General features: G+C 37.2%; 20 protein-coding genes and 2 tRNA genes. 14 read left to right on the top strand and 8 right to left on the bottom strand.

The window, feature by feature from the left end; all coding sequences use genetic code 11:
• Positions 1-59: 59 nt before the first annotated feature.
• From QUD79_RS04190 to QUD79_RS04180, 3 genes are all read left to right on the top strand, one after another.
• Positions 60-545, top strand: coding sequence for a methylated-DNA--[protein]-cysteine S-methyltransferase (locus tag QUD79_RS04190; protein ID WP_184426486.1), 486 nt, complete (start codon positions 60-62; stop codon positions 543-545).
• Between the two features lie 58 nt (positions 546-603).
• A complete protein-coding gene (locus QUD79_RS04185) occupies positions 604-1,323 on the top strand; it encodes a cytochrome b/b6 domain-containing protein (RefSeq protein WP_184426488.1) in 720 nt (239 codons plus the stop codon).
• Between the two features lie 414 nt (positions 1,324-1,737).
• Positions 1,738-2,085: a hypothetical protein gene (locus QUD79_RS04180; RefSeq protein ID WP_184426490.1), complete on the top strand. Its 348-nt coding sequence runs from the start codon at positions 1,738-1,740 to the stop codon at positions 2,083-2,085.
• Between the two features lie 38 nt (positions 2,086-2,123).
• Here QUD79_RS04180 and trmB read toward each other — a convergent pair whose 3' ends face one another.
• The gene (trmB, locus tag QUD79_RS04175) at positions 2,124-2,849 is read right to left on the bottom strand and encodes a tRNA (guanosine(46)-N7)-methyltransferase TrmB (RefSeq protein WP_184426493.1); all 726 of its coding nucleotides are present in this window, start codon (positions 2,847-2,849) and stop codon (positions 2,124-2,126) included.
• Between the two features lie 300 nt (positions 2,850-3,149).
• Positions 3,150-3,488, bottom strand: a complete 339-nt coding sequence (locus QUD79_RS04170) for a 50S ribosome-binding protein YggL (protein ID WP_184426494.1) — start codon at positions 3,486-3,488, stop codon at positions 3,150-3,152.
• A gap of 127 nt (positions 3,489-3,615) precedes the next feature.
• Between QUD79_RS04170 and mutY the strand changes: the two genes are divergently transcribed.
• Positions 3,616-4,707 carry an A/G-specific adenine glycosylase gene (mutY, locus tag QUD79_RS04165; protein WP_184426496.1) on the top strand — a complete coding sequence of 364 codons (1,092 nt, stop codon included), beginning with the start codon at positions 3,616-3,618 and terminating at the stop codon, positions 4,705-4,707.
• Positions 4,708-4,835: 128 nt separating this feature from the next.
• Positions 4,836-5,240, top strand: coding sequence for a VOC family protein (locus tag QUD79_RS04160; protein WP_184426498.1), 405 nt, complete (start codon positions 4,836-4,838; stop codon positions 5,238-5,240).
• A gap of 22 nt (positions 5,241-5,262) precedes the next feature.
• Here the strand turns inward: QUD79_RS04160 and QUD79_RS04155 are convergent, their stop codons facing one another.
• From QUD79_RS04155 to QUD79_RS04130, 6 genes are read right to left on the bottom strand one after another with little or no spacing between them, the layout of a single operon-like run.
• Complete coding sequence (locus tag QUD79_RS04155) at positions 5,263-6,570, bottom strand: sensor histidine kinase (protein WP_184426500.1); 1,308 nt, start codon at positions 6,568-6,570, stop codon at positions 5,263-5,265.
• On the bottom strand, positions 6,567-7,907 hold the full coding sequence (locus tag QUD79_RS04150; RefSeq protein ID WP_184426502.1) for a sigma-54-dependent transcriptional regulator: 1,341 nt from the start codon (positions 7,905-7,907) through the stop codon (positions 6,567-6,569). Before QUD79_RS04150 ends, QUD79_RS04155 begins: the two co-directional genes overlap by 4 nt.
• 60 nt (positions 7,908-7,967) lie before the next feature.
• Positions 7,968-9,173, bottom strand: coding sequence for an ABC transporter permease (locus QUD79_RS04145; protein WP_184426504.1), 1,206 nt, complete (start codon positions 9,171-9,173; stop codon positions 7,968-7,970).
• 9 nt (positions 9,174-9,182) lie between these two features.
• Positions 9,183-10,496, bottom strand: coding sequence for an ABC transporter permease (locus QUD79_RS04140; RefSeq protein WP_184426506.1), 1,314 nt, complete (start codon positions 10,494-10,496; stop codon positions 9,183-9,185).
• Positions 10,497-10,533: 37 nt separating this feature from the next.
• A complete protein-coding gene (locus QUD79_RS04135; RefSeq protein ID WP_184426508.1) occupies positions 10,534-11,247 on the bottom strand; it encodes an ABC transporter ATP-binding protein in 714 nt (237 codons plus the stop codon).
• Positions 11,248-11,265: 18 nt separating this feature from the next.
• On the bottom strand, positions 11,266-12,528 hold the full coding sequence (locus QUD79_RS04130; RefSeq protein WP_184426510.1) for an efflux RND transporter periplasmic adaptor subunit: 1,263 nt from the start codon (positions 12,526-12,528) through the stop codon (positions 11,266-11,268).
• Positions 12,529-12,786: 258 nt separating this feature from the next.
• Here QUD79_RS04130 and QUD79_RS04125 point away from each other — a divergent pair, with 258 nt between their 5' ends.
• The 9 genes from QUD79_RS04125 (at position 12,787) to QUD79_RS04085 (ending at position 22,332) form a co-directional block, all read left to right on the top strand.
• Complete coding sequence (locus QUD79_RS04125; RefSeq protein WP_184426512.1) at positions 12,787-13,059, top strand: oxidative damage protection protein; 273 nt, start codon at positions 12,787-12,789, stop codon at positions 13,057-13,059.
• Positions 13,060-13,282: 223 nt separating this feature from the next.
• A tRNA-Phe gene (locus QUD79_RS04120) sits at positions 13,283-13,358 on the top strand.
• A 111-nt stretch (positions 13,359-13,469) separates the two neighbouring features.
• Positions 13,470-13,545: transfer RNA gene (locus QUD79_RS04115), tRNA-Thr, on the top strand.
• 875 nt (positions 13,546-14,420) lie between these two features.
• A complete protein-coding gene (locus tag QUD79_RS04110; protein WP_425506899.1) occupies positions 14,421-15,626 on the top strand; it encodes a serine hydrolase domain-containing protein in 1,206 nt (401 codons plus the stop codon).
• A gap of 329 nt (positions 15,627-15,955) precedes the next feature.
• On the top strand, positions 15,956-18,133 hold the full coding sequence (locus QUD79_RS04105; protein ID WP_184426516.1) for a S46 family peptidase: 2,178 nt from the start codon (positions 15,956-15,958) through the stop codon (positions 18,131-18,133).
• Positions 18,134-18,629: 496 nt separating this feature from the next.
• Entirely contained in the window at positions 18,630-19,043 is a 414-nt protein-coding gene (locus tag QUD79_RS04100) for a LexA family protein (RefSeq protein WP_184426518.1), read from the top strand.
• Positions 19,031-20,287, top strand: a complete 1,257-nt coding sequence (locus tag QUD79_RS04095) for a Y-family DNA polymerase (RefSeq protein ID WP_184426520.1) — start codon at positions 19,031-19,033, stop codon at positions 20,285-20,287. The genes QUD79_RS04100 and QUD79_RS04095 overlap by 13 nt, the downstream gene beginning before the upstream one ends.
• A gap of 383 nt (positions 20,288-20,670) precedes the next feature.
• Entirely contained in the window at positions 20,671-21,330 is a 660-nt protein-coding gene (locus tag QUD79_RS04090) for an SOS response-associated peptidase family protein (RefSeq protein WP_184426914.1), read from the top strand.
• Between the two features lie 156 nt (positions 21,331-21,486).
• Positions 21,487-22,332 (top strand): hypothetical protein, encoded by an 846-nt coding sequence (locus QUD79_RS04085; protein WP_184426906.1) that lies wholly within the window; start codon positions 21,487-21,489, stop codon positions 22,330-22,332.
• The last annotated feature ends 13 nt before the right edge of the window (positions 22,333-22,345 follow it).

The raw sequence follows: 22,345 nt of genomic DNA, 5'->3' as shown, positions 1-22,345 counted from the left end.
TTTTTATATGCGTTAAACGTACAGCCATTATCCCGAGTTCAGGTTAAGTAGGTTTTTATATGTATTACACCATTTATAATTCACCTTTCGGTGATATAGCTATCACCGCTAATGATAAAGGGCTAACTGCTTTGTCTTTTTTAGAAGGCGAACAGCAATTATTAAGCATTAATAAACTGGAAAATAAACCTGAATACTTTAAAGAAACAATCATTCAGCTCAATCAGTATTTTAATCATGAGCGTCAACGCTTTACCCTGCCATTAGATCCTAAAGGTACTGCTTTTCAACAGCAAGTATGGCGAGCACTTTGCACTATCCCATTTGGTGATACTAAAAGTTACGCTTGGCTTGCCAAAAATATCGATAATGAAAAAGCCGTACGAGCAGTAGGTAGCGCTAACGGTAAAAACCCTATCGCACTCATTATTCCTTGTCATCGCGTGATTGGCAGTAACAAAAAGCTAACGGGTTATGCTGGTGGTCTGGCGTTAAAAGCAAAATTATTAACGCATGAAAGTGCAGATTTCATTGATGTAGAATAAGGTGTTCAACAATTATTCGTTTTACACTTTGCTAAAGCCCTTTGATTGAGTAACTGAAATGAAACATCAATACCAACAAGTGTATATTTGGAGTAGATACTTACGACTATTCCACTGGGCTAATGTGCTAATCATTACCATACTGTTAGCACTTGGGCTAGTTATCTACAATGCTAAAACTCTTGGAATAAGCGTTGATGGAAAAGTCTTACTTAAAACAATTCATGTTCTCACCGGCTATATATTTGCTACTAATTTAATAATTAGAATTATTTTTGGTTTCATTGGTAAAGGCTACGAGCGTTGGCATAACGTACTCCCCTTTGCTAAAGGCTTTACTCAAGAATTAATTGAATTTAAAAAGCATCCTAATACTAAATATAAAGGCCATAGCCCCTTAGGAAAGCTTATGGTTGGTGCTTTATTATTAACAATGTCTATTCAAATGCTAAGTGGTTTAGTGCTAGCAGGCACAGATATATATTACCCACCATTTGGCCAATATTTTGCAAAAAGTATTGCTATTGAAAGTGACAAGCTTGACTTGATCAAGCCCTATTCCACAGAGAATGTTGACCAACAAGCCTACAAAGAAATGCGAGCAATACGAGCCCCTTTTATCACAGCACATGTTTATTCTTTCTTTACCTTATTGTTCTTAATTCCTTTACATATTATTGGGGTAATAATGAGTGAACGAAAAGAAAGAACAGCTATACTCTCTGCAATGATTAATGGTTATAAATACTTACCTAAGAACAATGATGAATCTAGCTAAGCTGAATTTTGGATAATCCTATTAGAAAATAGTCGCTAGTTTATACAAAGTTCCTACCTACTAATGAATCATTAAGGTAAACTTAGTGCATATCTTATTTAACCTGAGTTCGGGATAATGGATGTGCATAAAAAGATTTAAAATGATATTTTACAGTGTTTTGGGTGACTTTATAAAAACACTAGGTGCATTGTAACTTAACCAATGCTAAAAGTTTTGTGTTAATCAAGGCTTATTTGTGTACCTAATAGCTGGCTATTAGTAGCAAATTAACGGTTTTTTAGTTCCAGACAAAAACCAAGTACCTACGTCCATGCAGGCAACGCAGATACGCGCGAAAATCTGAGCTTTGGTGTACTTAGCTTATCCCGAACTCAGGTTATTTATACTTTGTAATTATATACGGAAATTAACTTGGAAGTTTTTATTGTTATAGCTACGCTTGTTATTGTTTGGTTTGCGTGGCAATTATACCGAGCAAAGCAGTTTACGCGTTTTAAAAAAATGGTAAACACTGAATTAAAAAGTCAGGTGATTGCCGACATAAAAGAAGAGCTAACACTAACCCGTAGTGAAGTTTTCCCTAATAATAATTGTCACCAACAAGCAACTATCGACTATTGGTGCCGCTATCCTGTACGCATATTACAAGCGGCACTCATCAGAGAAGTTATTAACGAGCAGTGGTTAAGAGAAACAGGGAATTATCGTAATAGCCAACATCTACTACATATTCAACAAGATAAAGCACATCGTAACTAAGTTGTAGTATTTAGCTTGCTACCTAAGAATAAATACGCCTAGTCAATACGCTTAAATTGTAAGTCCCAAACACCATGCCCTAATTTTTGTCCACGATTTTCAAACTTAGTTAAAGGGCGAGAATCTGGGCGTGGAACATAATCATTAGTTTCAGATAAATTTTGATACCCCTGAGAATTATTCATGTCTTCTAACATGCACTCTGCATAGTTTTCCCAGTCGGTTGCCATATGAAATACTCCACCAACCTTTAGTTTCTGGCGAATACTCTCAACAAAGGCTAACGATACGATCCTACGTTTATGGTGTTTTTTCTTATGCCACGGATCAGGAAAAAATAACTGTACAGTTGTTAAACTCTCATCAGGGATACAATCAGCTAACACTTCAATCGCGTCATGCTCATAAACTTTTAAATTAGCAATCCCTTCCTCTTGAGCTAAAGCAATACACGCACCGACACCAGGTTTATGTACTTCCACACCAATAAAGTTAACATTAGGTGCATTCTTAGCCATTTCAACTAACGACTTCCCCATCCCGAAACCAATTTCTAGTACTACAGGGTTGATATTATTAAACAAACTCGTAGCGTTAATCATTCCATCAGCATGGTTAAGCCCCATTGTTGTCCAATAGTCTTCAAGTGCTCGCGCTTGAGCATTAGTTAAGCGCCCTTCACGTTTAACAAAGCTACGTACTTTACGAATATATTTGCCTTCTTGTTCTGCTTGCTCAATAGTTTTATGGGTTCTTTCAGTCATAGTTATTTAAATAATAAAAATCAATAGACATATTATCTATCTTTAGCGCAACAAACTCAAACAACCTATCACTGAATTAGAAAAGTTAGAGTTTTATTCATTATAAAGTTGAGCAGACGCTTACCCAACAAAACCTTTACTACTACCAATGCCAGGGCTCTGATAAAACAAACATAATTATGTACAAATCATCCCCGATAATATTTGTTATACGCTTTTTCAAATTCACCAACGAAAAAAGGCTAAGCAATTACTTTTGCTTAGCCTCCCTCTCTAGGTGTCATTTGTATAGTGTGTGAGCTATTCTGCCCACCAAACATCGTATAACTCACTAACAGAAACAGCAGTAACGCCATTAGCTTTTAACCACTTTTCAACCGCACTTCTGTGTTCTTCAGTGCATTGACCAAGGCTTTGTGTACATACTAGCCCGTGCCAAATTTTATCACCTTCACCACCAAAACCTAGACCGTTAGGCTCAATCACTTCATCAAAAAATTTATTCATAAAGGTATCAATACCCTCACCATCAATATCGTCAGCAAATTTCCAAGCGACATCAAAGCCCAACTCTTTAAACTCATCTACACGTAATTTTTTACGCAAACGTCGACTACGATTTTTTGCATCAATTTTCATATATACCTACTTAACCTTAGTGATGGAAATTTAACCTTATTATATCATGTATTTTACCCATAAATGATAGCCTTTTCTTTGCAAACAAGATTGTTTGCCTAAAGTGAATTAGCTACACTGCACCACTATGACAAATAAAACCCAAATATCGGCAATATCTGCCAAAAAGTTTAGCCAACAAGTGCTTAGTTGGTATCACGAACAAGGTCGTAAGCACTTGCCTTGGCAACAAAACAAAACGCCATATCGCGTGTGGATTTCTGAAATAATGCTACAACAAACCCAAGTAGCAACAGTTATCCCTTATTATTTACGTTTTATGGAAAGTTTTCCTAGTATTTTAGATCTTGCTAACGCATCAGAAGATAACGTGCTCCATCACTGGACAGGTTTAGGCTATTACGCACGAGCACGAAACCTCCACAAGTCAGCTAAAATAATGGCAAAGCAATATCAAGGTAAATTCCCTGAAAATATTGACGATGTTATTGCTCTACCAGGTATTGGCAGGTCAACAGCAGGTGCTATATTAAGTTTATCGCTTCATCAAACACACCCCATATTAGATGGTAATGTTAAGCGCGTACTCGCCCGCTGTTATTTAGTTGAAGGGCATAACGCTCAGGCTAAATTTGAAAAAGCGCTTTGGCCCATTGCTAACAAACTTACACCAAATAAAGACGTTGCCTCTTATAACCAAGCCATGATGGACTTAGGAGCAATGGTTTGCACTCGCAGCAAACCTAATTGCCAAGAGTGTCCAATCAATGATGACTGTCTTGCTTTTAAGCTCTCTGAACAAGCAAACTTTCCCCAAAAAAAACCGAAAAAGGTAACACCCGCAAAAAGTACAATAATGATAATCCCCAAAATCAACAACCAGCTCTTTATGACAAAACGACCACCTTCAGGGATTTGGGGTGGACTTTACAGTTTTATTGAAGTTGATAATGAAAAAGAGATTAATAGCGCGCTTAGTCAATATGGGTTAAGTGAACTAAATAGCACTGCACTTCGCCCCTTTAGGCATACTTTTAGCCATTTTCACCTTGATATTACCCCACTGTTAATTGAGTGTGAGTTACATTCAATTAATAGCGTGAATGAAACACCCCAAACGCTATGGTATAAACTCGGTGATTCAAACAGTGTTGGTTTAGCAGCATCAAGCTGTAAAATTATTGAAGAAATACATGAGTTAAACAATCTAATCACATAATAATGCTCACTTAATTAAGTTAGTGATATGGTAGGGTTAGAAATCAGCACCGCAAGTTACTGACATCGTAAATTTTAATCAGTACAACTAGGTTACAATTCAGCAAAATTGGAACAACAGGAGGTTAAATGTTAAACATTGTAGGCATTGATCACATTGTACTTCGGACTGATAAGCTCAACGACATGCTTTATTTTTATTGCACAGTACTTGGTTGCAAAGTTGAACGAGAAACTTCTGTAGAAACAGGGCTCACTCAACTTCGTGCCGGCACTGCTTTAATTGATATAGTCGTTGTTGATAGTGAGCTAGGTCGTGCTGGTGGAGGTAAACCTACAGCAACCGAAAATAACCTAGATCATTTTTGTTTATTGTTAGCCTTTATCAGTGAGCAAGAAATTAGCGAACACTTCAAGCGTTATAATATAGAAACCCCAAAATTTGAGCGCCGCTACGGTTCACAAGGTTATGGCTTATCTGTTTATGTTAAAGATCCACAAGGCAATACAGTCGAATTAAGATCGCAAGTGTAGCTATTGAGGTTAAGCTTAGTCACTATTTATTGGCTTTAGGTAGTTCTAACACCACAGCAAGCCCACCTTCTATCCTATTATACAGCGAAATTCGCCCATGATGAGCTTCTATAATTTCTCGGCATAGCGCCAAGCCCAGCCCTGTACCGGTTTGCTTGGTAGAATAAAAAGGGATGAGTGCATTTTTAAGTACATGCTCAGACATACCTGTACCTCGGTCTTGAATAGTTATTTTAACCGAGTTTTCAAGTAACTGAAAAGCCATAGTAATATCACTTTTGTCTGAACCTGATTCTTCAGCATTTTTTAGCAAATTAATGAATACCTGTTCAATTTGACTTGAATCAATTAGCAACGTTTGACTTGGTACTTTTGTTTCTAATTCAAAGCTAAACTGTGTTGCCAGCTTTTCTATAAAAGTGTCTAAGCCAACATTTTCTATTAAAGGGCTGGGCAATTTTGCAAATCGAGCATAACCTAAAATAAAATGATTAAGGTGCTCGATTCTTTCTCTAATCGTTTCAAAAATAAGTACTAGCTTGTCGTTTGCTAATTTACTAGCAATTAAATTTCCTGAATGAGTTACTGAAGAAATAGGCGCTAGTGAGTTATTTAACTCATGGCTGATCACCCTTATCACTTTTTTCCATACCGCCACTTCTTGCCGGTTTAGTTCTCGTGTCATTTGTTTTAACAAAAATAGATGGTGTTTTTTGTTATTTAACAAAAATTCTCCACGCGATAAGTGCCATGTGTCTTCTATACTATCGTGTTCAATAGTAAATAATCCGTCTAAATGTTGCGCTAAAGCTTCTTTCAACGCATCTGGCCATTGCTTCTTTAGCACTGAAAACTTATTCCCTTCGAGGGGTTTTCCTTGATACAAAAAATGTCGGGTAGCACGATTGGAGTAAACAAAAAAGTCATCATCATCAACTAAAAACATCACAATAGGAGAGCTTTCAATCACTTTATCTAACAATAATTCACGCTGGTAGATATGTTGTTTCTCTGTTCTAAGTTTTACTGCGACATCGTTGTAAAGTTTCCCTATTTGGCTTATTTCATCTTTACCATCAAGATTTAATGTATTAGAGAAGTCATTGTCCTTAAAGTTTAATAAACCAGCTTCTAATGCCTTTAATTTTTTAGATAAAGGCGTAAAGAAGTAGTTAATTAAGCTCACCGCTAATAATGAAATAAAAATAAGGACTAAACCGAGTAACCACCAATTGTCGCCAGCAAAGCTGTAAAATAAAATAGCATTACTTAGCCAAATCATCCCTAAGCAAATAGTGATTAGTCGAGCTCTAATACTGCTAAAGATCATTTAGTAATTCCAAATTTTTCCATTCGCCGATACAGCGCTTGCCGACTTAATCCTAATGATTTTGCAGCACGGCTAATAACCCACTGATGATCATTAATCGCCTGTTCAACACGCGCTTTCGTTAAGTGTTCGGCTGGTTTAATTTGTTCGTAGCTTGCTAAGTCTATTGGCGTTAAGCCAAAGTCTTCCGCCTGCCACTCAGTTGACTTCGATAATAAATTTGCACGCTGACAAGCGTTTTCTAGCTCCCTTACATTGCCAGGCCAATCGTGTAATTGTAAAGCTTGTCTGGTTGCTTCAGGTATTACTTTTTCTGACTGTGTGAAATATTCAATCAAAGGCTCAATATCATCTTTACGTTGGTTTAATGGTAATAATTCAAGCTGAATTACATTTAGCCGGTAAAACAAATCTTCTCTAAAGGTATTATTTGCAATGGCGCCAGCCAAGTCAGCATTCGTGGCACTTATCACCCGCACATCAACAGTTAATGTTTGATTACTTCCTAGGCGCTCAAACTCCCCTGTTTGTAAAACCCGTAGTAATTTCATTTGCCCCGATAACGATAAATTACCTATTTCATCGAGCAATAAAGTACCACCATCAGCGGCTTCAAAGCGGCCAATGCGTTTTTTATTTGCACCTGTGTAAGCGCCAGCTTCAGCGCCAAACAATTCGGCCTCGATTAACTCTACTGGTAGCGCTCCTACATTTACTTTAATTAAAGGTTTATCCGCGCGCGGCGAATTTTCATGCAATATTTCAGCAATTTTTTCTTTACCGGCACCGTTAGGGCCGGTAATAAGTACATTTACGTGAGACTTAGCAACTTGTATCGTCATATCAACCAAGCGCTGCATTGCGGTACTAGCAAATATTAAGCCGCACAAATTAGCACTTTTATTATGTTGATCTCTTTCTCTTTGCTGCTGAGTTAATACTTGGGATTTTCGCTGTACATCATTAAGTTCGATCAGATTATTAATAGTCACCAGTAGACGCTCATCATCCCAAGGTTTAGCGAGATAATCTGCGGCACCATTTTTTACTAGCTCAATTGCAGTTGTTAAATCGGTCCAGGCAGTCAGTAAAATAACAGGAAGGTCCGGCTGTAAGTCTCTTATTTGATAAAAAGCGGCTTTACCCTCTTCACCGCTGGTTGTGTCTTGGGTGAAATTCATATCTAGTATGACCAATGAAATACGTTGATACATAATTATCGGCAAAGCTTCTTTCGGACTACCGACAGCAACCACTTGATAATCATAGAGTTCAAGTAAAATAGTAAGCGCCTGACATACCGAAGGGTTGTCATCTACAATAAGTATTTTATCCATAATAGTCCAAATTGAATTTAGATCTTTGTATAAGCTAAACCGCTGATTAAATAATACTATTTAAACTGAGCGTGTCGCAATGGCAGGTGAAATTAACGATGCTTTTCGTGCAGGAACAAGTACTGACACTATTACGACAACAACAATACTGGCAATAGTACCTGCTATGTAGCTAAATTCCAGAGCTGCTGAATTAAAATAGCTCATTAAATAGTTATTCAAAACAAAGGCAGTAATAACGCCAAGTGCTATGCCTATAACAGAGATAATGGCACTTTCCGTCATAAAATAGCTAATTATATCTCCTTTACTTGCCCCTAATGCTCTACGTGTTCCAATTTGCTTTTGACGACGGTTAACATTAAATATTGTCATCCCTGCAATACCTAACGCAGTAATAAACACTAAAACAGTAATAATAACAAATAGCATATTCGTCATTAAGCGGTCGTTTTGATAACTTGAGTCCTTCAATTGCGCCACAGTCATTGTATGATTTATCACCCTACGTCCTTCTAACCTAAGTAAAAAGTCATTTAATTCGGATAAAACTCTATCAACCTTATCTTCCTCTACGATTACCGAAAACCTGTAGTTTTTACGGTCACTTAACATGGGTATAAACATATTTCGTTCAACCATATTAAAATGAACCCAAGGACCATACATTCTATCTACAATACCAATAATTTTTATTGGTATGTCTAAACTATAAAGTGTTTGCCCGAGTGCCTCTTGACTAGGAAACAACAAATCTGCCAACGCTTGTGTAATAATAGTTACTTGTGGAACTTCGTCACCCTTTGTACGATAAACCATGTCGTCTGGGCGAAAGTTTCTGCCTCGACTCACCTTTTGCCCTAAAGCACTTACCACATTGTAATCACCCAGAAAGGCACCTGCACTGGTACTAATTGCGCCGTTATTTTCAAGCTGATTACGCAGCATCCACGAACTGCCACTATCTGATAGTGGTATAGCATTAATAGCACTTGCTTCAATTACACCTGGTATCGTTTTAACTTGTTGTGCATCAAGCGCTAACTGCTTAATAATATCGACGTCTTCATCATAAAAGTACATATGGGTTTTAATGATTTGCGCTTCAGGAATACCAGTATCACGCTGCATGACATTTATACGTTCATGAATTATATATGCTGCATTACTAACAATAGCGATTGTTAATGCGATTTGTAAAATAATTAAAATAACACTACTTTTGCTACGCATCATGGCGTTAAAAATTGGAGAAATAACTAGCATAAATAGCTCCTATTGTGTTTTTAGGTAAATAGACGGTAGGGTTGTGCAAACACGCCATGCTGGATAAATTCCAGCTAGCACTGTAGCAACTACCGCAATGATAGGGGCAGATAGCAACATGGTTAAGTCCATTGTCGCTAATACGTCATAACCGTCAAAATGTGTTTTTAGTAGTATTAAGCCTACCTGAGCAAAAACTAACCCTAGCAAACCACCCAATAAGCCTAACACCCCCACTTCAACTAAGTGCTGAGAAAACACTTGCTCTTTACTCGCTCCAAGCGCTCTGCGAACCCCTACATTAGGAGCAGATCGAAGAAATTTCGCTAGCAACAAGCCAATAGTATTAACTAAGCATACTGACAAGAACAAAAAACTAACGCCGACTAAAACATTACTGTCGTCGCCAACCACGTTATTATATGCAAGCCATTCTTTTACATTTCTTAGCACGCTGCGTGCGTCATCTCTTTCAAAGCGGCCTAACTTTTTCTGTTGTGCCACATAACCCGTAAGGTGTTGCTTTACATGCTCATATGCTTCTTTATTAGGTAACTCAAACCAGTACTGTAACCATAAATTTTCAGAGGTTAGTTTTGCTTGATAAGTATGAATAGCTTCCTCTTTCCAGCCATTATTATTTCCCCATGAGTTTAACTCGGTGATTGCAGATAATGAGAATGGAATAAATACGTGTTCTGGATCGACAAACACGCCATTATTAAGATCGTAGTAATTAGGTGAAGGTGCCCATGGATTAATAATGCCGACAATTCTAAACGCTTCTTTATCTAGATAAATTTTCTCACCTGTGTTATCACCACCGCCAAAGAGTTTCTGGTTTAACTCCTCGCTAATCACAACCAGATTAGCTGGATTTTCATCTACTTTTTCCGACCAGACACTGCCATAAAGAAATGTAATATTAAACATTGAAAAGAAATGTCGATTGGTCACTCTAGCACTATGAATCAACGGTGCAAATTTAGGGTCACTTGATCGAACAGCATACCCTGTTTTAAACATAGGGGTATGTTTATACTCTGGAAGTGTACGCATAATATTGGTTGCATCTTGATAGGTAACTTGTAACGGTACATTATCTGAGGTTTGCCAAGTGCTATGCTTACCTGATGCTTGCAATTGCAGAGAAAATAATTGCCCGCTTTTTTCTGGAATAGGATCAGCTGAACGCACATGGTTAAGCGTTAATGCTGTCATTGAAATACCAATACCACAAGCGATAGCCAGTATCATTAAGCTTGTGCTAAAAGGTGTTTTCTTTAAGCTTTTAAACGCTAACTTTATATAATAAGTAAACATTAACTTTCCTTATTTGAAGTTTTGTTGGTCGTCATAATTAAGCAGTTGCCGATTGTTCATTTGATAATTGTCCGCCTTGATACATTTTAAAGTCGCATAATTGGCCATCAACAATTTGAATATTACGCTGCGCTCTCCTTGCGAGCTCAGGATCATGCGTCACCATAACAATTGTTGTACCTTGTTTATTAATATCTTCTAATAGCTCCATGACTTGTTTCGCCATTAAACTATCAAGATTACCCGTTGGCTCATCCGCTAATAAAAACTTAGGCTCGCCTGCTAGTGCTCGCGCAATTGCAACTCGTTGCTGCTGACCACCGGAAAGCTGTGAAGGTAAATGTTTCATACGAGCAGCTAAACCGACCATTTCTAGTGCTTTTTCTATTTTTTCTTTACGTTGACGCGCGTTAAAACCACGATAACGCAGCGGTACATCAACATTCTCAAATAAGTTAAGATCAGGTATTAAGTTAAAACCCTGAAAAATAAACCCTATTTTTTCATTTCTAAGACGAGACAATTCTCTATCACTAAGCCCAACCACACTTTCACCGTCAAGGCGATAATCACCAGAGCTAATCGATTCAAGTAGTCCGGCAATATTTAAAAATGTTGTTTTACCAGAGCCTGAAGGTCCCGTAACTGAAACAAACTCTCCTTCTTTAACCGTTAAATTAAAATCCCTAAGCGCATGAGTCTGCACTAAGTCGGTATGATAAACCTTGCTAATATTTGACATTGTTAACATCTTTAAATCCTTCATTAATTAGTAAAGCAATACTTGTGCTTTATTTTCAAAAATTTCGAGATCAGAGGTTACTAGTACATCTCCCTCTTTAACTCCATTAATAACTTCAATATGACTCATGCTAGTTGCGCCAGTAACTATAGCGATTTTTTGAGCTATGTTTTCTTGTACTTTATAACTTACTTTACCCGCACCACTTTGATAGAAAGGGCCTCGTCGAATCATTAAAACATTGTGTTTCTGCTCTAAAATTATTCGTGCGCTCACTCGTTGGTTTTGTCTTAAGTTAGCATCGTGGGTATTTTCTATGCGTACTCGTGTTGTTACTTGATTATTAATAACCTCTGGTGAGATTGAAGCTAACTTACCCGCTAACGTTTCACCGCCAAAGTTAACCTCTACACTCATACCCAAGCCAATATCTCCAGCAAAAGCTTCAGGTACTTGTAATTCAGCTTCATAAGCAGAAAGATCAACAATCATCATCAGTGACTCATTGCTAGTAATTTTAGCCTTCTGCTCGACTAACCAATTCCCCACAATGCCAGCAACAGGCGAAGTAACATTTAATTCATCAACTTTTCGTTGCAGCTCAGCCAACTCTTGTTGTTTCGCTTTTAGCTGTAACACTTTATTCTCTACCTCAAACGCTAATGTATCTTGTGCAAGTTTTGCTTCCTGTTCAGCATGATGAGCAGTTAGCTTTGCCTTAGCCAATTCATCTTGCGATTCTTCATAGTCTATTTGGCTGATCAAATGACGTTTTATTGAAATATCTGCCCTTCGCCATTCACGCTCTGCGGCGACCAAATTAACTTTTGCCAGCTCAGCCTTTTGTTTCAATGTCAGCTCTGTTCTACGAGCCGCCAATTTTTCACGACTAACATCTGCGCTTAGCTGTTGTACTAATGTTTTTTGTTGGTTTAATTTAGCCATTAGCTGCGGGCTATCAATAATTGCTACCTGTTGACCGAAATTGACTAAATCACCAGGCTTAACTAACAAAGTGACTAAACCATCCTCAGGGCTATATACAATGGGTGCATTAGCCGCAACTACTTTGCCTGTAGCTATAATATCGCGTAGTAAATCTCCTCTTTCTACAGTTGCCAGTTTCAGCTGCTCTGTCGCTACACTTATTTCATTACGTTGCCATGAACTAAATGATTGCCAAGCAATAGTGATAAAAATCACAGCAATTAATATAGAGAGCGATACTTTCAATCCCGTTTTCTTACTTGAGCTGAGCATAGTATCTTGCTGGCTAGTATCCTTAATCATAAACACCTCTTAAACCTTTACTTAATTTGATAGAAGCAGACTGCATGCCAAAAACTTAAAGTATTGTTATTTATAATTAAACTGTAATAAACGAATTATTAAAAGTGTCCGTGGACACTTTTAAATTACTAAAAAGGACTAGCGTTCGGACAATGGACATTAAGCCAACTGTGACTAAAAAACTTAAGTAAAACGTAATGAGTATGATAAAATCCTTTTTAATCACTCCATCATTATTTAAAGAGCAAGAGATTTGTTATGAGTAGAATGGTATTTTGTCAAAATCTAAAAAAAGAAACTGAAGGGTTACGCTTTCAGTTATATCCTGGTGACGTTGGTAAACGCATATTCGACAACATTAGCCAAGAAGCATGGACTAATTGGCAAAAGAAACAAACAATGCTGATCAACGAGCATAAGATGAATATGATGAACCCTGATGATCGTGCAATTTTAGAAAAACATATGATCAATTATTTATTTGAAGGTATTGAGCCCAAAATTGAAGGTTACGTACCTGAGAAAAAGTAATAATATAAAAAGTTATAACGATAAAAAACGTGCATTATGTTCTTTTTTACCGCTATAAGCCGAAAAAAGCGTCAAACGAACATTTTTTTAAAAAAAAGAGTTGACGGGGAAAAGGAAAAACAGTTTAATACGCCCCGTCTTCAAGGCAAAGCCAAAAAGACAACATCTTTAAGTTTTTAACGAAACATTTAAAGATGAGTACATGATAATTTATTATCACTGTGCCTCGATAGCTCAGTCGGTAGAGCAGAGGATTGAAAATCCTCGTGTCCCTGGTTCGATTCCGGGTCGAGGCACCATATTAACTCTTAGTAAAGAGTAGAATAAATAAATTGTTAATTAACAATTATTTATTCGGTGCCAAGATAGTTATATTCAATAGAAAATAATTATCGCACACGTCTTCGTGTGCCGACTTAGCTCAGTTGGTAGAGCAACTGACTTGTAATCAGTAGGTCGCCAGTTCGACTCCGGCAGTCGGCACCATTCATAACGAAGCCTCAACAGCAATGTTGAGGCTTTTTTATTTGCTCAAATAAAACTGACACTGATTGAATCAGTAGCTCATATTAGACCGGCAGTTCGACTCCGGCAGTCGGCACCATTCATAACGAAGCCTCAACAGCAATGTTGAGGCTTTTTTATTTGCTCAAATAAAACTGACACTGATTGAATCAGTAGCTCATATCAGACCGGCAGTTCGACTCCGGCAGTCGGCACCATTCATATCAAGGCCTCAACAGCAATGTTGAGGCTTTTTTATTTGCTCAAATAAAACTGACACTGATTGAATCAGTAGCTCATATCAGACCGGCAGTTCGACTCCGGCAGTCGGCACCATTCATAACGAAGCCTCAACAGCAATGTTGAGGCTTTTTTATTTACTCAAATAAAACTGACACTGATTGAATCAGTAGCTCATATTAGACCGGCAGTTCGACTCCGGCAGTCGGCACCATTCCTTCGTAGGAAGCATCAAGCCTTAACTTCGGTTAGGGCTTTTTGTATCTGTTGCTAGTGGGATTTATTAACCAATTAACGGTTACAACACTTCCTTATTACATCAGGTTACATACTGCATTTATTGCAACAGTGCTTCAATAGCTTTATCATTGTATTTCAATTAATAATGGCAATATATCATTGCAATGCTCAACTTGAGCATCATGTAATTCTCATTATAAGATTAATTTAAGTACCTCAGTGAAAAGCAATAAGAGCATACTTAAATTTAACATCTTTTAGTAACAGTGCTGTAGGTAATTTATATTTGGCATCAGTAGGTCGCCTATTCGACTCTAGCAACCTGTATTATTCATAACGAAGCCTCTGTATATATTGAGGTTTTTCTTTTTGAAGAAGTGAGAAATAGCTTATTTAAGGGGTCAGCGTTGATTCGACTACTTTGTTTTTTTTGGTTAACTATATTTGTATCAACTTCTTATGCAGATACGCTTGAGAAGTTTAATTTTGAGTTCTCGACATATGTCGCAAAACAGTTGGAAAAATATAACATTCCTGGTGGCGCTTATGCCATTGTAAAAAATAATGAAATAGTTTCCTTAGAAACATTTGGCCACACTGATAAAAGCAAATTACAAAAAATTAATAGTAATACAGTATTTCGTTTAGCTTCGGTCTCTAAAACCTTTGCTTCAACTATTACTACTATGCTTACACAAGAGCAGGTACTTAACTTATCGGATCCTATTACTAAATATGTTCCCAACTTTTCTTTAGCGAAAGAAGGTGCAGCAGAAAAAATTCAATTGAAGCATATACTCAGCCACTCTAGTGGTTTAATGCCTAATGCTTATGATAATTTACTCCATGAAAATTGGAGCATGGATAAAATTATTGGTCGCTTTGATCGTATCACTCCCATTTGCCAACCTGAAAAGTGTTACGGCTATCAAAATATTACTTTTGGCTTATTACAGCCTGCCATTGAAACGAGCCAAGATAAAAGTTACTCAACTTTACTGACAGAAAGGCTTTTTTCCCCTTTAAAAATGAATGACACTTCCATTGGTTTTAATGCATTTCAACAAAACTTAAACACAGCTAAACCCCATGTTTTACGAAAAGTAATATCAACAAATAAGAAAGATAAACGAGGTAAACATCTAAAGCAGTATATTTGGCGCACGGTAGAGGTTGAACCTGACTTTTATAAAGTTGCACCTTCTGCTGGTATTAATTCAAGTATTTCAGATATAGGAAAATGGTTAATTGCAAACTTAGGCCATAACCCCGATGTTTTATCGCCAGCGCTATTGAGAGAATTAACCACACCAAGAATAAAAACTAAAAGAAATATGCGAAGAAAATATTGGCGAGAGCATTTAACCGACGCTCATTACGGTTACGGCTGGAGGATTTATCAATTTGATAAACAAAAAATAATCTATCATTCTGGCTGGGTAGAAGGATTTCGGGCAGATATTGGATATTCACCTGAATTAGACATTGGTTTTGCGATACTTATTAACGCCGAAGCTAATGTTATCAGCCAAATATCTAGTGAATTTTGGTCACAAACGGATAAGTTTTCAAGTCCTAAATAAAGGTCTTATATAATAAACTCAACTTTCACGATAGTGCCCTTGCCACAATTATTCTCAATAGATTTTTTCATGAGCATCATTTACTTAAATACAAAGCAATAACATTTTTTGCTTTACCACTTGCGTAACCTCACAGTATTAACCTGTAGAAGTTTCTTACACACTTATACTGGTATATCAGTTAAAGATAAGATGTTTGTTTTCATGTTTTTACAAAATTTTACATAAATCAATGTGATAGCATAACAATTCTTTTACTTTTCTTAGTATCTACGGTTTAATGCTATTGAAAAATAATATCTAGCCGAAATAGCCCTAGGAAAATTAACATGTTATATAAAAAAGTGTTTAAGGCATTGTCCCTTACATCATTGCTACTTATTGGAACAGCAAGTGCTGATGAAGGTATGTGGCAACCACACCAATTACAAGAAATAAGTGGCAAGCTTAAAAAAGCAGGCTTAAAGCTCGACCCTACTCAAATGGAAAATTTAGATCAGTTTCCAATGAATGCGATTATTAGCTTAGGTGGCTGTACCGCTTCATTTTTATCAGACAAAGGCTTAGTGGTCACTAATCATCATTGTGCTTATGGTTCTATTCAGTACAACTCAACCGAGAAAGCAAACTTATTGAAGCAAGGTTTTGTTGCTAAAAAAATGTCAGATGAGTTGCAAGCAGCTCCCGGATCTCGTGTTTATGTGACTGAATCTTTAACCAATGTAACCGATAAAATAACGGGCTCTATTGCGAAATCTGTTACAGGTAAAGCGTACTTCAAAGAAATTGAGAAGAATGAAAAAGTATTAGTTCAGCAGTGCGAAACATCGCAAGACTATCGCTGTGAGGTTTACAGTTTTCATGGAGGCTTAGAGTATTTCCTGATAAAGCAACTTGCTATTCGCGACGTACGATTAGTTTACGCACCGCCTTCTAGCATTGGTAAGTTTGGCGGCGACACCGATAATTGGATGTGGCCACGCCACACAGGTGATTGGGCATTTTACCGCGCTTATGTTAATAAAAACGGTAAACCTGCGGATTACGCTAAAGACAATGTACCGTTTGAGCCAAAAGCCTTTTTAAAAGTAAACGCTAACGGTGTAGAGGAAAATGACTATGTGATGGTTTTGGGCTATCCAGGAAGAACTAACCGTTACCGTACCGCTCAAGAAGTAGAAAACCAGTTTAATTTAGTTTATCCAACAGCTAAACGCTATAGAGAAGAGTACATTGATATAATTAAATCAACTGCTTCTGAAGGTAGCGAAGCTCGTATCAAGTATGAAAGCACCTTAGCTGGTTTAGCTAATTACGCAAAAAACTATGGCTCTATGATTGAAAGTTTCCATAAAGGCGATATGTTAGCTCGCAAGCAACAAGAGCTTAACGAGCTACAAGTATGGATTAATGCGTCTAAACAGCGTAAGCAGAAATATGGAAAAACATTAAGCGAATTAAGCACCTTAATTACCGAAGGTCAAAAAAATCAGGAAAGAGATCTGATTTTATCTTATATTGGCCGTACTAATTTAATGGGTGTTGCAAAGCGTTTATATCGCTTAGCTAATGAAAAGAACAAGCCAAGTACTGAACGTAAGCAAGGTTATCAAGAACGAGATATGAACCGTTTTACACAAAGTATGGAGCGTGTTAATCGTCGTTACGATGCCAACGTAGACAAAGCAGTATTACTTCATTTTATGGCACAATATGCCGACTTTCCTGCATCTGAGCGTAATACAACCTTTGATCAATTTTTTGGCTTAGATGAAGCCTTTGATGCTAAAAAGCTAGCTAAAAAACTAGATAAAATGCACAGTGAAACACAGCTTGATGAAGAGAGTGTTCGCCTAGCATGGATGAATAAATCGGTTGACGAATTCAAACGCAGCAAAGATCCATACATTCAATTTGCAGTTTCGCAGTTTGAAAACGACCAAAAGCTTGAACAACAAGCAGAAGAGCTTGCGGGTAAATTAGCACAAATTCGTCCACAGTTTATGAATGCGATGATTGCCTACAAAAAAAGTAAAGGTGAGCCGGTTTACGCTGATGCAAACAGCTCTTTGCGTATTACCTACGGTAATGTAAAAGGCTATTCACCACAAGATGGTTTAACTGCCACACCTTTCACAACACTCGAAGGCATGCTAGCTAAGTATGTAGCAGGTGATCACGAGTTTGATCTTTTTGAAAACATCCGCTCTGCAATTACTAATAAAGAATTTGGTACTTTCAAACGTGAAAGTTTAGGCTCTGTGCCTGTAAACTATTTGTCGACTCTTGACATCACAGGCGGTAACTCTGGTTCTCCAACACTTAATGGTAACGGAGAATTTGTTGGCTTAGTGTTTGACGGTGTATACGAATCTATTATTGGCGACTGGGACTACGATCCTAAATTTAAGCGAGCCATTCATACTAGCGCACCTTTTATGCTTTGGACAATGGAGCATATCGATGGTGCTGGTAATATAGTAGATGAAATGACCATAGTTAAGTAACTATATGATTAGATGAACATAAAAAAACATTCACTTGTAGTCCATATTAGGGCGTGTTGATCTTTCGAGTACAATTTTTGTACGAATTAAACATGATTTAATTGAGGCGTAGCGAATAAAGTGTAGTATTCTACATAAATGAGCTAGACAGCTTCCGCGTCCTGCTCACGCTAAGTATCTACTTCCGTGTAAGCAACGATGTTTAAACGTATCCGTAGGACAGCACCTCTTTGGTTTTTCTACGGCTTTTTCACTTATTTATGGGGATCAACCCCATTACATAAGCTCAGCTTTGTATAAACACCAAACAAATCGCTGTAAAAATGTACAGAAAAGTTCAACACGCCCTAGATTACAAGCTAAATATACAAAGCCTCAATACTTCAATATTGAGGCTTTTTTATTATTCAAACAAATGCCAATGAACGTTAAATTTTACTTTCATAATTTAACAGTTCAACTATACTGTACAAATAAACAGTAAAAATTGAGTATTATGAAAGTTATTCCAATATACATAGAAGCAGGCATTTCAGGCTTTGAGTCACCTGCAGCAGAGTACAAAGAGCTTGGGCTATCTTTAGATAAGCTACTGATCCGCCATCCCAACGCAACCTTTATTGGTCAAGCTTCAGGCGTTTCAATGCAAGGTGTTGGAATATTTGATGGTGACTTACTCATTGTTGATCGAGCACTTACCGCACGAAACGGCGATGTAATTGTCGCTAATTATAACGGTTGTTTCGTTTGTAAAATCATTGATAAACAACAAGCTCGATTACTGTCAGCATCTAAACATCATCAGCCTATAACAATTTCACCTGATGATGACTTTCAGTTAGAAGGTGTAGTTACTCGCTCTATTAGGCTACATCACCAAGCCCCAGAATTAAAAGCATGTATGGTTTAGTTGATGCTACATCCTTCTATGCCTCGGCCGAAAAGGTATTCGACCCTAGCATTCGCAATAAACCTGTTGTTGTTTTAACCAATAACGACGGTTGTATTTGTGCGGCTTGCCCTATTGCAAAACGCCTTGGTATTCCTAAATTCACCCCTTATTTTCAAATAAAAGAATTATTACATAAACATGGTGTTGTTATTCGTTCATCAAACTATGAATTATACGCTGATTTATCTGAGCGAATGATGACAGTGATCAGCCGCTATTGTGATAATCAACACATTTACTCGATTGATGAATCCTTTTTACACTTTGATCGCTTTAACAAGGCTATTAGTAATTGGCATGAATACGGTCACCAAATACGCAAAGCAATATGGAAAGAGACTCGTTTGCCTGTTGGTGTGGGGTTTGGTCTCACGGCAACGTTAGCTAAAGTAGCCAATCACGCAGCTAAAAAACTAGACGGATTCGACGGTGTTGCCGTTATTGACACAATAGAAAGCGCTTCACCTATTTTGCAACGTATGAATACGTCAGATATATGGGGAATTGGTAGGCGAATAACGAAAAAACTTGCTGAGCAAAACATTCATACTGCATTTGAATTAGCTAAACAGAACCCTAAAGATATTAGACAACAGTTTAGTGTAGTAACTGAGCGTACCGTGAATGAATTAACCGGTATTAGTTGTTTATCATGGGATGAAGTAAAAGCGCCTAAACAAGAGATATTTTCAACCCGTAGTTTTGGTCAACGAATTACTAATTACAATGTACTTAATGCGGCATTAGCCAGTCATGCCTCTATTGTTGCTAAAAAACTGCGCCAACAGTCATCACAAGTAAAAAAGCTCATGGTATTTGCGTCTAACTCACCGCACGATGACTATTATTATAAACAAGCTATCGCCTACCCGTTCGCTCTTCCCACTAATAACACTAGCCAACTAGCACAAGCCGTTTCGTTGGTTTTACCACAAATATATCAATCTGGTATTAACTTCTATCGTTGTGGCGTAGGTGCTATTGAGTTAGCAGGTAATAAGTTTGTGCAAGGTGACTTATTTAATATAGATAATACCAATCCCGAATTAATGAAATGCTTTGACAATATTAATAAACGATATGGTGCAGGTAGCATTAGTGTCGCTAGTGCCGGGCAATCAGAAAAGTGGAACATGAAACGTCACTTTCTTAGCCCTCAATATACGACTAACTGGTACGATATTCCTAAAATCACCTGCTAAAATCAGAGTTAATAGCAATAAAAGGAAATATTATGTGTGGCAGGTTTAACGCTACTTTCGACACTAGGGTCTGTTGATCTTTCAGTTTATAGCTCTGTTGCATTTGAAAAAGATGACAGTCGAGGCACTTAATGTAATGTTTGGTTGTTCCAAATGCACATTAAGTAACAAAGAGTGACGCTTTTTCAAGGCAACCCAAAGGGCTATGACTATTTTTCAACCTAACATCGTTAAAAATGGTTAAAGTACGACTGCACGGATGCAGAAGGTAGAGCGACGCAGGATGCCAAAGCCGAGAATGACTACATTGCACCATTTTCGCCTTGTTATCTTAAAAAATAGTCTATAGCATAGGCTAAAATGAAAGATCAACAGACCCTAGTATAAAAAAACTTTATACCAGTTTAAATATTAACAAAGTTATACATAACCCCATTGATAAGCGCTTTGTAAAAGCGGCTGATACCGTCTCTATTGTTAGAGAACAAAATAATAGCCGTATTGTAGAAAATGCTATTTGGTGGTTGTTACTTGAGCAAACAGATGCGGGCTTTAAACCGTCAAAATACACGTCATTTAATACCCGATACGATAAATTAAATACGCCTAGAAGTGCGGGTTATCAAGCTTACCGACATTCACGCTGTGTTTTTGTAGTAAAAGGATTTGGTGAAACTGAATTTAACAACAAAAAACCCATGCATTATTTCGATATACAAGCTGAGCATGGTGGTTTATTGCTTGGTGGTTTATCTAGAGGTTGGCTAAATAACCAAACCGGTGAAATAATAACATCATGCTCAATTATCACCTTGCCACCACATAAAAAGCTTGGGCATATTCACAGTAAATCTATGCCACTAATACTGCCACAAAATGAAAGTATCATTAATAACTGGCTCGATACTACAGTTAACAGTGTCGAGCAATTTTCACCTTTATTACAACCATATATTCCTCAAAATTTGATTGCCCAGCAAATAGATAAACCAATAACACATCACCCAATTAACAAGCCTGAATTAATTGTATTAGATAACTAAGCGAGGGAACTGATACCGTGTTAATTAGGGGGATGTTGCAACATAGTTAGACTAAAATAGCAAAGCTGATATAATTGAGGGTAAGTGTTTTAGTCATCGCGATAACTCCCTATCTTCTGTTCTACCTAATTAGGAAGCTTTAAATTTAATAACCCTATGCTATACAGACAATTTTTATTATTAATAACCTTATTATTTACAACGCTTATTAGCACCTGTAATGCAGAGCAAATTACTATTCATACGAATAACTGGGCTGAATTTAATGCGTTTCAAAATAATGATGCGACAGAAAGTCTGTCTATTGCTACTAATATGCATGCTTTAAAAGATGTATATTCATCCATTAAATTCAAGTATATGACCACTCAGCGCACTTTACAGTATATCGACGAGGGTCATAGTATTTGCGTTGTGAATAGGGTTAAAACGAAAGAGAGGTTGGAAAAATACATCTTTAGTCAACCGATCAACTTGTTTCTAAGCCAGCGCTTATATCAGCAAGCCGACTCTACTCCATTACAGTCATCAAATAACGTCATTAATCTTAGCGACATTTTCAATGAAAAACCCAATGCCCAAATTTTACTAGCAGAACAAGTATCTTATGGTGATGCCATAGATGCAGAGCTTAAAAAAATTCCTGAAAAAAATATAATGAGACGTTACAGCGGTGAACAAGATATAGGTATAGCGAACATGTTTGTGAAAAAACGTGCCGAATTTGCCATATTATACCCACAGCAAGTATTTAACTTTATAACGAATATAGATGCTAGATCATACGAAATTAACGGGAACCCACCTTATATACTCGGGTATTTAATGTGTACTAAAAACCCAGCAAACAGTAACTTCATCAAAAAAGTAAACCATCAATTAAATAGTAATATTGAAGAGTTACTTAAGCTGCATTTAAATTTTGTTGATCCAACTGATAAAATAATGCTCACCCATTATTTTGATCAGGCATTTAAACATAAACTCACTGAAACCCCATAAGTAGTTATAATTA

This window comes from Thalassotalea piscium (assembly GCF_030295935.1).
Lineage (GTDB): Bacteria > Pseudomonadota > Gammaproteobacteria > Enterobacterales > Alteromonadaceae > Thalassotalea_B > Thalassotalea_B piscium.
This window is presented reverse-complemented; position numbering and strand designations above follow the sequence as displayed.